Origin of the sequence: Nocardia sp. NPDC050710 (assembly GCF_040654375.1) — a bacterium.
GTDB lineage: Bacteria > Actinomycetota > Actinomycetes > Mycobacteriales > Mycobacteriaceae > Nocardia.
Genome location: NZ_JBFAHV010000001.1, coordinates 953,931 through 966,431, shown reverse-complemented (window position 1 = coordinate 966,431; position 12,501 = coordinate 953,931). Strand labels below are relative to the sequence as shown.

14 protein-coding genes are annotated in these 12,501 nt (G+C 67.1%); 9 read left to right on the top strand and 5 right to left on the bottom strand.

From position 1 onward, the window contains the following. The first annotated feature begins 14 nt into the window (after positions 1–14). Positions 15–443, top strand: coding sequence for a tetratricopeptide repeat protein (locus tag AB0H61_RS04540; RefSeq protein ID WP_357299100.1), 429 nt, complete (start codon positions 15–17; stop codon positions 441–443). A gap of 19 nt (positions 444–462) precedes the next feature. Beyond that, positions 463–1,509: a hypothetical protein gene (locus tag AB0H61_RS04535; protein ID WP_357299098.1), complete on the top strand. Its 1,047-nt coding sequence runs from the start codon at positions 463–465 to the stop codon at positions 1,507–1,509. A 103-nt stretch (positions 1,510–1,612) separates the two neighbouring features. On the opposite strand, the gene AB0H61_RS04530 is transcribed toward AB0H61_RS04535, so the two are convergent. Then, the gene (locus AB0H61_RS04530) at positions 1,613–1,933 is read right to left on the bottom strand and encodes a helix-turn-helix domain-containing protein (RefSeq protein ID WP_357299096.1); all 321 of its coding nucleotides are present in this window, start codon (positions 1,931–1,933) and stop codon (positions 1,613–1,615) included. Positions 1,934–2,026: 93 nt separating this feature from the next. Here AB0H61_RS04530 and AB0H61_RS04525 point away from each other — a divergent pair, with 93 nt between their 5' ends. After that, positions 2,027–3,241 (top strand): MFS transporter, encoded by a 1,215-nt coding sequence (locus AB0H61_RS04525; RefSeq protein WP_357299094.1) that lies wholly within the window; start codon positions 2,027–2,029, stop codon positions 3,239–3,241. Positions 3,242–3,305: 64 nt separating this feature from the next. Here AB0H61_RS04525 and AB0H61_RS04520 read toward each other — a convergent pair whose 3' ends face one another. Further along, a complete protein-coding gene (locus AB0H61_RS04520; RefSeq protein ID WP_357299092.1) occupies positions 3,306–3,698 on the bottom strand; it encodes a hypothetical protein in 393 nt (130 codons plus the stop codon). 150 nt (positions 3,699–3,848) lie between these two features. Between AB0H61_RS04520 and AB0H61_RS04515 the strand changes: the two genes are divergently transcribed. Then, positions 3,849–5,246: a pentapeptide repeat-containing protein gene (locus tag AB0H61_RS04515; RefSeq protein WP_357299090.1), complete on the top strand. Its 1,398-nt coding sequence runs from the start codon at positions 3,849–3,851 to the stop codon at positions 5,244–5,246. A gap of 12 nt (positions 5,247–5,258) precedes the next feature. Here AB0H61_RS04515 and AB0H61_RS04510 read toward each other — a convergent pair whose 3' ends face one another. Beyond that, complete coding sequence (locus AB0H61_RS04510) at positions 5,259–6,389, bottom strand: SGNH/GDSL hydrolase family protein (RefSeq protein ID WP_357299088.1); 1,131 nt, start codon at positions 6,387–6,389, stop codon at positions 5,259–5,261. A gap of 238 nt (positions 6,390–6,627) precedes the next feature. Next, positions 6,628–7,020 (bottom strand): VOC family protein, encoded by a 393-nt coding sequence (locus tag AB0H61_RS04505; RefSeq protein WP_357299884.1) that lies wholly within the window; start codon positions 7,018–7,020, stop codon positions 6,628–6,630. Positions 7,021–7,202: 182 nt separating this feature from the next. Between AB0H61_RS04505 and AB0H61_RS04500 the strand changes: the two genes are divergently transcribed. The 3 genes from AB0H61_RS04500 (at position 7,203) to AB0H61_RS04490 (ending at position 10,251) form a co-directional block, all read left to right on the top strand. Then, positions 7,203–8,306, top strand: a complete 1,104-nt coding sequence (locus AB0H61_RS04500) for an alcohol dehydrogenase catalytic domain-containing protein (RefSeq protein ID WP_357299086.1) — start codon at positions 7,203–7,205, stop codon at positions 8,304–8,306. Positions 8,307–8,734: 428 nt separating this feature from the next. After that, a complete protein-coding gene (locus tag AB0H61_RS04495; RefSeq protein WP_357299084.1) occupies positions 8,735–9,370 on the top strand; it encodes a hypothetical protein in 636 nt (211 codons plus the stop codon). Next, positions 9,367–10,251 (top strand): NAD(P)-binding domain-containing protein, encoded by an 885-nt coding sequence (locus tag AB0H61_RS04490; RefSeq protein ID WP_357299082.1) that lies wholly within the window; start codon positions 9,367–9,369, stop codon positions 10,249–10,251. Before AB0H61_RS04495 ends, AB0H61_RS04490 begins: the two co-directional genes overlap by 4 nt. Before the next feature lie 3 nt (positions 10,252–10,254). On the opposite strand, the gene AB0H61_RS04485 is transcribed toward AB0H61_RS04490, so the two are convergent. After that, the gene (locus tag AB0H61_RS04485) at positions 10,255–11,076 is read right to left on the bottom strand and encodes an alpha/beta hydrolase (protein WP_357299080.1); all 822 of its coding nucleotides are present in this window, start codon (positions 11,074–11,076) and stop codon (positions 10,255–10,257) included. Between the two features lie 144 nt (positions 11,077–11,220). Here AB0H61_RS04485 and dapB point away from each other — a divergent pair, with 144 nt between their 5' ends. Next, complete coding sequence (gene dapB / locus AB0H61_RS04480) at positions 11,221–11,967, top strand: 4-hydroxy-tetrahydrodipicolinate reductase (protein WP_357299079.1); 747 nt, start codon at positions 11,221–11,223, stop codon at positions 11,965–11,967. A 92-nt stretch (positions 11,968–12,059) separates the two neighbouring features. Beyond that, the gene (locus tag AB0H61_RS04475; RefSeq protein ID WP_357299882.1) at positions 12,060–12,500 is read left to right on the top strand and encodes a hypothetical protein; all 441 of its coding nucleotides are present in this window, start codon (positions 12,060–12,062) and stop codon (positions 12,498–12,500) included. Position 12,501: the final 1 nt, after the last annotated feature.

Below are 12,501 nucleotides of genomic sequence, written 5' to 3'. Positions count from 1 at the left end.
CACGGGGGAGTTGTATGCGACAGGTCGGCTCGGTGGTCGCGCGGGCGCGGGCGGCCACGAATCTGGGGCGGGTCGAGGAGGCCAGGCAGATCGTCGGGGCGGCACTGCTCGGTGCGCCCGACGATCCGGTATTGCTGGAATTGATGGCCGATCTCGCCTATCGGCTGGATCGTAACGAGGAGGCGCTGCGCTATGCGCTCGCCGCCATTGCCGCCGATCCGAATCGGTTCGACGCGTACCTGACCGCCGCGCTGGCCTTCGATGTCGATCGTCGGCACGACGAGGCGATCCGGTACGCGCGGATGGGCGTCCGACTCGCGCCCGACAGCGATTCCGCGCTGCTGACATTGGCCCGGGGTACTCATCGACGCATCGAAGACGGATCGGGACGGGGCGGAGGCCAGGGACGCGTTGCGGCGGGCGGTCGCGCTCGCGCCGCATGACGCGCAGACGCACGCGCATGTGGCGGAAGCCTATTGGCTGCTGCACGATTCGGCGGCCGTGCGGCAGCACGTCGCGGCGGGTTTGGCCGAGAACCCGGTGCATTCCGGACTGTTGCAGCTGAAGGCGCGGATGGAGTTCGAGAACTTCACCCGCGACGAGGCCGTCGCGACGCTGCGTGGGCTGCTGGGGTCGCGACCCGAGCACACCGATGCGCGCAGGCTGCTGGCCGAGATCATGTGGCGGGCACTGCTGCGGTTGGCGGCATGGTCCTGGTTCTTCGCGTGCTTCGTGGTGGTTTTATCGATGTGGGTCGGGCCGGGCGCGATGCGGTTGGTGAGTCCGGCGCTGTTCTTCGGGGTGTTGGTGGCGTGGTCCGGGGTGTTCCGGAAGTTGCGGCGGCAGCTGCCGCCGCGCTATCTGCGCACTCGGCTGCTGCGCCGTCCGGAAGCCATTATCGCGTTGGTCATTCTGTTGTTCGCGAGCCTGATCGCCGACCTCGGCGCGGTGGTGAGCCGGGTGGACGGATCCGCCGGGCTAGTGCGCGCCGGGTATGTGCTGCTGGTGGCCGGTGTCCTGGGTTCGGCGCTGTCGCATCTGATGCTGTTCGTCGCGTGGGTGCGCCGCCGTGATGGGGAAACGGATCGCTCCGCGAGTGAGGATTTCGCGGGCGTGAGCGTGATCCTGGTGCTGTTCGGCGGGCTGCTGCTGCTCGGCCTACTGGCCGCGGTGCGCCACTGGTCACGGCAACCGGCGGCATTCGGCGCCACCGCCGTGATCGTCGGTGTGGTCGGATTCACCTTCGTGCTCGAACTGCTGCTGGTGTTTGCGCTGGAGATCCGGATGTGGGGCCGACCCGTCCTATACGCGAGTCTGTTGCTGACGGTCGGTGCGGTCATGTGGCTCGGAATCTGGTGGGGCGCACACATAATGGCGGCCGAGTCATTCGGTAGCGACGGACCTCCGCGTCGTCCGGCCGTTCCGGAATTCCATCCCCGGCCGCTGCCGACGCTGCCCTCGTTCCGGGTCACACCGCCCGTCACACCGCCGCCGACCGGTGACCGCTAGACCCGTCGTTCGGGTCGGTTACCGGACGCGGGTGCGCTGCTGTGCGGCCGCGCTCATGACTCGAATCGCGTACTCGGCAGGTGCGGGCACTCTGCGTGCCGGGTCAGGTCCGCTGGGCGCGGTTGGCGGCGTCGATGATCGGGGGAAGTACGCCGGGTAGCGCCTCGTCCAGGTCTGCGGTGCGCAGGCGCTGGCAGGTTTGGCCGTCGATGACGAGGCGTTCGATGACGCCGGCTTCGCGCAGGATCTTGAAATGGTGGGTGGCGGTGGATTTGTTGATGACCTCGTAGAGCGCGCCGCAGCGGACGGCGGTGCCCGCATTGCTCAGGCGTCGCACCATTTCCAAGCGGATCGGATCCTGCAGGGCTCCCAGGACCGTGGGCAGCGATGCGATCGGCGGAGCCTCTTCGTTAGCATCGGTCATGATCTACCTCACTCGGGGGTTTGATGGTGATCGAACCGGATGTATCGTCGAGTCCGGTTCGATCACCATCAAACTTACCTGATCGGAGTATCGATGACGGCGACAGTGGCGGCGGCTGCGGACGAGCAGACCTCGCAGCGGTGGGCCTACGCGCTGGTACTGGCCGCGAGCGGCGTCGCCCTGGGCGTCTCCGGGGTGCCCGCGCCGTTGTACGGCATCTACGAGACGCAATGGCACCTTTCCCCGCTGACCACGACCATCGTGTTCGCGGTGTACGCGGTCGCCGCCCTCGGCGCGGTACTCGTCTCCGGACGGATCTCGGATGTGGTCGGGCGCAAACCGGTACTGCTCGGCGCCTTCGCCACTATGATCGCCGGTCTCATCGTGTTCATACTCGCCGATTCGGTGCCGATGTTGTTGCTGGCCAGAGCAATGCACGGGATGGCGGTCGGTGCGACGGTGGTGGCGGGCGCGGCGGCGCTGCTGGATCTGCGCCCGCATCGGGGCGCGCGTTCGGGGCAGCTCAGCGGCGTCGCCTTCAATGTCGGTATGGCGGTGGCGATTCTGGGTTCGGCGCTGCTCGCGCAGTACGCCCCGAATCCGCTGCGCACGCCGTACGTGGTCATTACGGTGGTCTGCCTGATCATCGGCGTCGGGGTGCTCGCGCTGCGCGAACCGCATGTGGCCCGGGTGTCCGGACGCATCCGGATCGCGAAGCCCGCTATCCCGCATGAGATTCGTGGCGACTTCTGGTTCTCCGCGATCGGCGTGATGGCGGCCTGGTCGGTCCTCGGCGTGCTGCTGTCGCTGTATCCGTCGCTCGCCGCACAGCAGACCGGCATCCACAATCTGGTCTTCGGCGGCGCGGTCGTCGCCTCCACCGCGCTGTCCGGGGCGGCCGCCCAGCTCTTCGCCACCGGCGTACCCGCCCGCTGGGCCGCGATCATCGGTGACACCGGCATGGCGATCGCGCTGCTGCTCACCGTCCCGGCCTTGGCCACCCACAACTGGGTCGCGGTGCTCGCCGCCGGGGTCGCGCTCGGCGCGACCTTCGGCCTCGGCTTCGGCGGTTCGCTGCGCCACCTGTCCGAGGTGGTGCCGCAGCACAAACGCGGCGAGACGATGTCGGCCTACTATCTGCTGGCCTACAGCGCCCTGGCCCTGCCGACCATACTCGCGGGCTGGGCAGCGACCACCTGGGGTCTGGATACCGTATTCCCCTGGTTTGTCGGCGTTGTCGCCCTGGCCTGCCTCTGCGCCGCGACTCTCGGCCTTCGTCGCAGCCGTGAGGCCGTCCAACCCGCCTGATCATCGTCGAGTGGCACGCGGCCGACAGGCCGTGATGTGCCACTCGCCCGCACCGGTGGGTGCGTCAGCGTCCGGCCGGGATCCAGGTTTCCTGGACCGAGCGCCAGCGAATGTGTTCGTCGGGGCCCACGTGGAGAACCGCGGTGACCCAGCGGGCAGTTCGGGTATCGGCGACCCGGTGCTCCTCCCGGAAGCGGACCACGATCGTGCCCGAATCGCGGATCAGCTCCTCGATATCGGAAATCGTGATGGTCAAGCCCGGCTGGGCATTTCGAGCGCCGTGCAGCCCCGTGAGCAGTTCGGCCCGGTCGAGCACCTCGCCCGCGGTCGTCACCATCGAGAACTGTGCGTGCTGGGCCGCGGCGAACCGGTCGAAGACCTCCTGGGGTGCTGGTGATCCCAGCCAGGTCGCCAGATCCGCATGTAAGCCCTCGACCACCGCCACCGTATCGTCCATGAGTGCATCGTACGGGCGGCGAATCCTGGCCCCGCGGAGCGGCCGCGGTGCGGTACCGCGAATCGGGGAAGTCCCGGAAAGCGCTGGGGCACAGGGCCGACCGATCTCGTCCGCTAGTGGGGTCGGGGTAATCCGGCTACCATTCAGCTCATGCGATGGGGGCGGTTGGGTGACCGACTGCACCGCGCGGCATTGTTGCTCGCGGTGTTGACGGCGGTGGTTGGTGGACTCGGTATTGCCGCGTTGACCTGGTGGTTGTTGTGGCTCGGGCTGGGGGCGAAGGCGGAGACGCCGAATCAGTTGGACCTCACCAAGATCGCGCTGTCGGTGACGGCGGGGGTCGGCGGTGCGGTCGCGCTGGTGGTGGCATACCGGCGGCAGCGCGATCAGGAGCGAGGCCGGTTCGCGGAGCTGTTCGGGGCGGCGGCGCGGCAGCTGGGGGACGCGGATCCCGCGGTGCGATTGGCGGGGGTGTACGCGATGGCCGGTGTGGCGGACGAGTTCTCGGCGCCGAGTCGGCGTCAGCAATGTGTCGATGTGCTGTGCGGGTACCTGCGGCTGCCCTTCGACCCGGACAGTGGTGCGAATCACCTGGTGTCCCGGTCGGAGACGGTGGACGAGTCCGGCAGGAAGGTGGAACGCACCTATCAGTTCCGGCAGAACGACCGCGAGGTGCGGTGGGCGGTCGCCCGCGTGATCGCCGAGCATCTGCGCGGTTTCTCCGATGTCTCGTGGTCGCGGTGCGATTTCGATTTCACCGGTGCGGTATTCGACAACGTCGACTTCGAGGCCGCGGAGTTCGGCGGGCGCTGGACCACCTTCGCCAAGGCCAGGTTCCTGGGTGATCGGCATACCGATTTCAATCGGGTGCGGTTCACCGGCGTGCACGTCACCTTCCGGGACGCCACCTTCGAGGCTCCCGCAACAATTTTCGACCGGGCCGAATTCCGCACTCCACGAACTACATTCGATGGGGTGACCTTCGGCTCACCGGAGACTTCTTTCAGCGATACGCGGTTCGTCGGCGACCGTGTCACATTTATCGGCGCCCGCTTCACCGGTGCTCGAACATCGTTTCGTGACACCGCGTTCCGGGCGGAGCTGACCTCATTCGAGCGGGCGACCCTGGACGGTGAACGCGTCTGCTTCGGTCAGGTGGGATTCACCGGCCGGCGGATCGCGTTCACCGGCGCCCAGTTCTATGCGACACAGGTCGATTTCGACGAGGCTCAGCTCGGTACGGCGGGTCGATTGCGTCATCGGGGCACCCGCGAGGTCGACTTCGCCCGGTCCGAATTCCACGGTGCGGTCAGCTTCGCCCGCAGCACCCTCGCGGGTCGCACCGCGACCTTCACCGAAGCCGACTTCTTCGGCGACATCTCCTTCCTGGCTACTCGATTCACCGCGGACGAAACCCATTTCGACAACCCGAAGGCTTGGGTCGGGGTGCGGTTCGACTGGGACGACAATCCCACCCGCAAGCCGACCTCGGTCAAACCGAATCCCTGGCCGCCGGCTCCGGAGTCCGCGCCCGCGCCGGCGGCCTGAGCACCATCCCGATCAGGGGTTGACGTTCGGGTAGGGTCGGTTGGACCGCCAGGTTTCGGCGTCCAACCACCCGATGGTGTATCTGGTGACCAGATGGTCGGCGATCTTGCGGGCGATGAGCTGGTACACCGCCTGGGTCGGGTGGGCGAGATCGCTGGTCGTGAGGGCGCGGCGCAGGGGCATCGGCGGGTGGTCCTGCTGGCCGCCGTAGAGCACCGGGACGCCCGGGAGTTGGGCCGTTGGAATGAGTTCGAACGCCTCGGCATTGGCCGAGACCCAATTCATCCAGTCCGACATTCGTACCAGCGAGACATTGGCATGCTTCGCGCCGGGTGTGCCGTCAACGGCTGCGGGCCAAGTGGTCACGATGGATTCGAGGAGGTCGTTGAAATGCTGGGTGTTCTTCTCGAATTTGTTCAGCAACCGCACTTTCCCGTCGGCGATCTTGTCCTGGAAGCGGATCGAGACGGTCGGGCTCGGCAGGTCGATCAGTACGTAATGGTCGGTGTCGCGGGTAGTGGGGAAGGCATTGCCGATGCTGTCGATCACATCCTTGATCTCCTGCACGATCGGTTCTATGCCGGTGCCCCTCTTGTTACGGTCGAAGAATCCGACCTCGAAGATCTCGTCCTCGGCGTACATATTGATGCCCGCGGCGCGCTGCGCGGTGATGAGGTCGTTCAATCCGATCCAGATGATGTGCAGAGTGGGCCCGTAGTAGTCGCCCCCCAGCGCCTTTCGCGCCGCGATATATTTCGCGGCCTCATCCTTCAAGTAGCCGAGGGCGCCGGCCTTGGGTTTCCAATCGGATGCGGCGATGGCCCCACCCTCGGCATAGTTGGCGTACAGCACCGGCCGGTTTCCACCGCGGTCGGTCCGCAGCACCATCGAACTCAGGGTCAGGGTTTGATGCGGCTCGCTCATCCGCTTGGTGTTCTTCGCATCGCCGCGGACCAGGTTTTCACCGCCCATCCATTCGATGAGGTAGTCGGTCCAGTTCTTGCCGTCGCTGAAGCGGCCTGCCTCATTGGTACGCATCTTTCCGGCCGCGCGGGCGAACATGCCGGTAGGCGCTTCCCGCTTGATGCCGATATCGGAGAGGCTGTCCCCGAGAATGATCAGGTTCTGAATGGCGATGGGCATGGGATCCTCGCTGATGCGGTTCGCGACAAGGCGAACACGAGGTGGGTACTGGCGTCGCAAATGCGAATTGGCGCAAAGCCTTCCGAAAGTACGTCACAGCGTACGCGGGCATGCGTCGCCTCAGGTGTGACTCGAAAAACAAACCGCGACAGCGGATTTACGGGGCGGCGACGTCCGGACCGGTCGGTGCGGGAAAGGCGGAGGGGCGGTATCCGAGTGGATACCGCCCCGTCCGGTGTTATGCGGGCCAGCCGCCGTACGGCACGGTGATCAATTCCAGGAAGTGCCCACCGGGGTCGAGGAAGTAGACGCCGCGTCCGCCATCGTTGTGGTTGATCTCGTTGACCCCCTGCTGCCTGGGGTCGGCCCAATGATCCAGTTTGTACCGCTGGATCTTGGCGTAGGCCGTATCGAATTCGGCCTCGGAGATCAGGAAGGCGTAATGCTGGGGATGGATTTCGGTGCCGGGTGGCACGTTCGCGAAGTCGAAGGTGACGCCGTTGTCCATCGGCAACACGATGAACGGGCCCCATTCGCCGCGAATTTCCAGTCCCAGGATGTCCGCCCAGAATTCCGCGGACACCCGATTGTCAAGACATCCGACAATGGTGTGATTGAACTGTACTGACAGGGGATTTCTCCTTGTGATGTGACGATCCCGACCCTGGGCTCGGTACAAGGCGGCCTACAGGAGCACCGTCACGGCCGAAAACACTAGCGGTCCGCCCTGAGGTTGCCAAGTACCGGGTGATCGAGACCATCTTTCGGCGGTGTCCGCTCTGACGACACACCACGCGCGGTAGCGTCGGTGGAATGAGGATTCGTGGTGCGGTTCTGGAGCGGATCGCGGCGCCGGTGCCGTTCGCCGAGTCGATGCCGATCAGGGTGTGCGAGTTGGAACTCGGCGAGCCTGGACCCGGTGAGCTGCTGGTACGGATCGAAGCGGCCGGACTGTGCCATTCGGACCTGTCGGTTGTGGACGGTAACCGGGTGCGTCCGGTCCCGATGCTGCTCGGACACGAGGCGGCGGGCCGGGTCGAGGCGGTGGGGCCGGGCGAGGGCGATATCGCAGTCGGGCAACGGGTGGTGATGACCTTCCTGCCCCGCTGCGGCGAGTGTGCCGGTTGCGCCAGCAATGGGAGGACGCCGTGCGGACCGGGCAGCCTCGCCAACAATGCGGGCGAACTGTTGAACGGTGGGCGGCGACTACATCGCGACGGCGACGATGTGCACCATCATCTCGGCGTCTCCGCCTTCGCGACGCATGCGGTGGTGGATCGCCGGTCGGTGGTCCCGGTCGACGATGACGTCCCCCCCGAAGTTGCCGCGGTACTCGGCTGCGCGGTGCTGACCGGCGGTGGGGCGCTACTGAATTCGGCGAAGCCGGGCCCGGGTGATCGGGTGCTGGTGATCGGCCTGGGCGGCGTCGGCATGGCGGCCGTGCTGGTCGGGGTGTCGCTGGGCGGTGAGGTGATCGCCGTCGACACCGTCCCGGAAAAGCTGGCGCTGGCAAGGGAATTCGGCGCCACCGCGTCCTACACCCCGGCTGAACTCGCCGAACAGGGCGTGCAGGCGGAGATCGTGATCGAGGCCGCGGGCAATATCCGCGCCTTCGAAACCGCCGTCGCCGCCACCGCGCCCGGCGGCACTACGGTCACCGTCGGTCTGCCCGCCCCTGATGCGCGGGCCAGTATTTCACCGCTCGCCCTGGTCGCCCAGGGGCGGTCGATCATCGGTAGTTACCTGGGTTCGGCGGTGCCGTCCCGGGATATTCCCGAATACGTCCGCATGTGGCGCGCGGGTCGGTTGCCCGTCGAGCGCCTCGTGTCCTCCCATATCGGTCTGGACGAGATCAATCACGCCATGGACGAACTCGCCGCGGGCCACGCCCTGCGTCAGGTGATCGTCTTCGACTGAGTTTCGCGATGTGTGCCATGCCGCCACCGAAGGGTCTGGTACGCACGGTATTACGGCGATCATTGCGATCCCGGGAAGCCGGAGGGGCGCCCGAATCATCCATCGCGTCCACGAAACGGACCAGTAGCCTTCCAATCATCCCGACGAAACCGCCTGGGCGACAAGACGGCTCGCGCGTGGCTGGTCGACGCCGAGGGTGGGGGCCAGGGCGCCGACGGTGGCGCCGTCCTGCTGCGACCGCATCCAGCACCCGGAACACGGCGATCGGCACGGGGGAATCCCCGGCCAGCGCGCCGCGTGTCTGCCTGCGCCGGATCCGGACCAGCGCCGTTTCGACGGCCTCGGTGATCGAATCGTGCTCTTCCATCGGAATCTCATTACATGTACTTTTACATCTAATTGTAAGACTACATGCATGAGGAGGAGTCGTGGCCGAACAACACAGAATCGGGTACTGGCTCGCAGAGCTCGATCGGCTGATCAACCTGCGTTTCGATGAGGACCTCGCTGCGGGCGAACTGGGCCGCAGGCACTGGCAACTACTACATTCCCTGGACGGTGGCCCCGCCCCGGCGGATCGGGTGCGCGAGGGACTGGCGCCGTTCTGGAAAGACGCCGCCGAGTTCGGCATCCAGCTCGGCCAACTGGTCGATCGCGGTCTGGTGGCCGAGGACGCCGGCACGCTGACACTCACCGAGGCCGGACGTGCGACGCACGACGCGGCCTTCGCCCGTATCGGTCGGCGCCGCCGCGCGATGGTCGAGGGCATCACCGATGAGCGGTACGCCGAGACGATGCGGGTGCTCGCGCGGATGGCCGAGAATATGGCCGGGTCCGAGGTTCCGCCCGCCCGCGACGTGAATGGTTGTGCGGGGTGCGCCGACGTCGGTGTGACGGTGCCCGCGTGGCACGACTGCGGCCCGTCGCTGACCTCCTCGCTTACCCACAGGTTCGTATCTTCCCGCGAAGTGCGTACTTGTTCGCGGTCGCCGCAACTCCGAGACTCGGTCCAATCCAGGAGCATTCGCTCCGGACGGCTCGAATCACTGTGGGAGGAACCATGACCGACGACGGTCGCGCGCCGGTGACGGTGCTCGGGCTCGGCTCGATGGGCCGGGCCGTGGCCGAGGCATTCCTGGCGGCCGGATACCGGACCACCGTGTGGAACCGCAGCCCGGACAAGATCGCGCCGCTGGTGGCGCGCGGTGCCGTCGCGGCGCCCGACATTTCGGCGGCGGTCTCCGCGAGCCCGCTGATTGTCTCCGTACTCACCGGATTCGACGTTACGCTGGCGAGTCTCGCCCCGGCCGGCGGCGTGGCATCCGGTCGCACCCTGGTGTCGCTCAATAGCGGCACCCCCGGCGGTGCGCGGGCGCTGGCCGAGTGGGCGAGCGCGCACGGCGCGCGGTATCTCGGCGGTGCGATCAAGAATATCCCTGCGGCAGTGGGTAATCCGGACACCCTCCTGTATTACGGAGGTCCGTGCGAGGTCTTCGACGAGCAGGTCGAGACCTTGCGAGTGCTCGGCGGGGATACCGTCCATCTCGGCGCCGAACCCGATCTTGCGGCGCTCTACGAAACGGCGGTGGGCGCGACCCTGCTTCCCACACTGCTCGGCTTCTTCGAAGGCGCCGCGATGCTCGGGGCACGCGGATTGCCCGCCCGATCGATGGTGCCGTACGCGACCAAGTGGCTGCACATGATCGCGGCGATCCTGCCGATCATGGCCGAGGAGATCGACACCGCGGATTACACGAAGCTCGGTTCCTCGGTGGACCTGTTCCACGCCTCGATCGGCGATGAAGCGGAGTTCGGCGCGGAGGCGGGGGTCGATATGTCCTGGCGCGAACCGATGCACGATCTGCTGCGCCGCGCGGTCGCCGAAGGGTATGGCGCGCACAGTATTACGGCATTGGTCGAGGTGCTCGGGAGGTCGGCGGCGTAGTGGTCAGGCCGCGTCGAGGAACCGACCCACGGTGGCGATGTATTCGCCGGGGCGGCTGATGAGCAGTGAATGGCCGCCTTCGGGGAAGGTTCGGTAGTCGCAATCGGGGTGAAGGTCGCGCAGTCGGTCGGTGTGGGTGGCACTGATCAACGGGTCGTCGTCGGCGCGGAGGATGAGTGTCGGCCCCCGCCAGGCGGGCCCGCCGGTGAGCGCGTCGACGCGAATGGCGAGTTCGAGCAGCAGTTGATACGAGTTGGCGGCGCCGTCGCTTCCGGTGTGATCGGTCACCGCATCGATCTGTTCGATCCAGAATTCCGCGTCGTCGGAATCTCGCCAGGCGGTGCGCAGTGCCTCGCGAATGGACTCCCTGGTCTGCGCCCACGGCGCGGCGAGCGTGTTGTGCACGCGCATGCGCAGCCGGTCGACATCCTCCGGGCCGTACAGGCCGGTGCTGGAAAAGGTGAGGGATCGGACTCGCTCCGGCGCGCGCTGGGAGAGCAATTCGGCGAACATGCCGCCCGCGGCCTGCCCGACCACGTGGGTGCGCTCGATCCCCTCGGTGTCCAGCAGGGCGACGATGCCGTCGACGAGTTCGTCACATGCCCCGATGCTCGGCGGGTAGCTGGGCGCGATGACGCGGAATCGGGGTAGTAGCGCCGTAGCCAGATCGACCCAGGCGATGCCGATGCCCGCGCCGCCGGTCAATAGCAGGACCGGATCGCCGGCGCCGCCGCAGTAGTACTGCCAATCATGCGGCCCCACAGCGAATTTCTTGCTGTCGACCGCCGCCAGAAACACCGCGGCGCGGGCGCGAATCGAAGTCACTCCGGCGACGCTAGGGCACCGGCGACGACTTCGCAAACATGCACATATGGCAATGTGATTCGGCGTAGGCCGGTATGGGGCTGCGCTCCGCGTCCGTCCGCAACGCCATTAGGCTTGGGCGCACCAGCGAAACAAGGAGGTGCGGTGACCATTCGGGTCGGAGTGCTCGGAGCACGCGGGAAAGTCGGCCAGGCGATCTGCGCGGCGGTGCAGGCGGCAGCCGATCTGGAACTGGTCGCGCAGGTCGACAAGGACGACTCGCTGGAGGTCTTCACCGAGTCGGGCACCCAGGTGGTCGTCGACTTCACCCATCCCGATGTCGTGATGGGGAATCTGAAGTTCCTTGTCGAACACGGCATTCACGCGGTCGTCGGCACCACCGGATTCGACGCCGCCCGCCTCGATGAGGTGCGCGGCTGGCTGGCGGGCAGCCCGAAGACCGGTGTACTCATCGCCCCGAACTTCGCCATCGGCGCGGTGCTGTCCATGCGCTTCGCCGAACAGGCGGCCCGGTTCTTCGACTCGGTCGAGGTCATCGAGCTGCACCACCCGAACAAAGCCGACGCACCGTCGGGCACCGCCTACCGCACCGCGGGCCTGATCGCGGCGGCCCGTGAGCGTGCCGGGGTCGGCCGCAGCCCCGATGCGACCAGCACCGAACTGGAAGGCGCCCGCGGCGCCGAGGTGGACGGTGTGCGCGTGCATTCGGTACGTGTGGCCGGGCTGGTCGCGCACCAGGAGGTGCTGTTCGGCACGCAGGGTGAGACCCTCACCATCCGCCACGACTCCATCGACCGGTCGTCGTTCGCGCCCGGTGTGCTGCTCGGTGTCCGCGAAATCGCGAACCGGCCCGGACTGACGGTCGGCCTCGATCCCTTCCTGGACCTGTGAGCGCACCGCCGAGCGGCGAAACTCCCGGGTCGCAGCCGAACCAGCCCAACCGGGGTGATGCGGGCCGGGCGAGTGAGGTCCGCAAGGTCGTCGTGCTGCTGGCGGCGCTCGTGCTGGTGCTCGGCTTCTACTTTCTGCTGCTCGGCCGCATCGCGGTGAGTCTGATCGGGTCCGGCGATATCGCGGCGGTCATCATCGGCATCGGGGTGCTGATCCTGCCGATCGTGGGCCTCTGGATCGTGTGGGCGACCGTGCGCGCGGCCCTGGACCATCAACGCCTGGCCCGCCGCATCCACGAGGAGGGTTTGGAGCTCGACATCTCCGAGCTGCCGCGCCGCCCCTCCGGACGTATCGAACGGGCCGCGGCCGACGAACTCTTCGCCAGCGTCAAGCGAGAATGGGAGGCGGAGCCCGACAGCTGGCGCGTCTCCTACCGCCTGGCCCGCGCCTATGACTACGCGGGCGACCGCTCGCGCGCCCGCGAAACCATGCGCCGCGCGGTCGCCCTGGAAAAACTCGAGCGCGAGGGGTAGC

What these genes read in the sequence shown, in the direction of transcription:
- AB0H61_RS04490 (WP_357299082.1), top strand. Translation starts at nt 9,367, where the DNA reads ATGACCGACGACGGTCGCGCGCCGGTGACGGTGCTCGGGCTCGGCTCG.
- AB0H61_RS04540 (WP_357299100.1), top strand. Translation starts at nt 15, where the DNA reads ATGCGACAGGTCGGCTCGGTGGTCGCGCGGGCGCGGGCGGCCACGAAT.
- AB0H61_RS04520 (WP_357299092.1), bottom strand. Translation starts at nt 3,698, where the DNA reads ATGGACGATACGGTGGCGGTGGTCGAGGGCTTACATGCGGATCTGGCG.
- AB0H61_RS04515 (WP_357299090.1), top strand. Translation starts at nt 3,849, where the DNA reads ATGCGATGGGGGCGGTTGGGTGACCGACTGCACCGCGCGGCATTGTTG.
- AB0H61_RS04500 (WP_357299086.1), top strand. Translation starts at nt 7,203, where the DNA reads ATGAGGATTCGTGGTGCGGTTCTGGAGCGGATCGCGGCGCCGGTGCCG.
- AB0H61_RS04510 (WP_357299088.1), bottom strand. Translation starts at nt 6,389, where the DNA reads ATGCCCATCGCCATTCAGAACCTGATCATTCTCGGGGACAGCCTCTCC.
- AB0H61_RS04525 (WP_357299094.1), top strand. Translation starts at nt 2,027, where the DNA reads ATGACGGCGACAGTGGCGGCGGCTGCGGACGAGCAGACCTCGCAGCGG.
- AB0H61_RS04530 (WP_357299096.1), bottom strand. Translation starts at nt 1,933, where the DNA reads ATGACCGATGCTAACGAAGAGGCTCCGCCGATCGCATCGCTGCCCACG.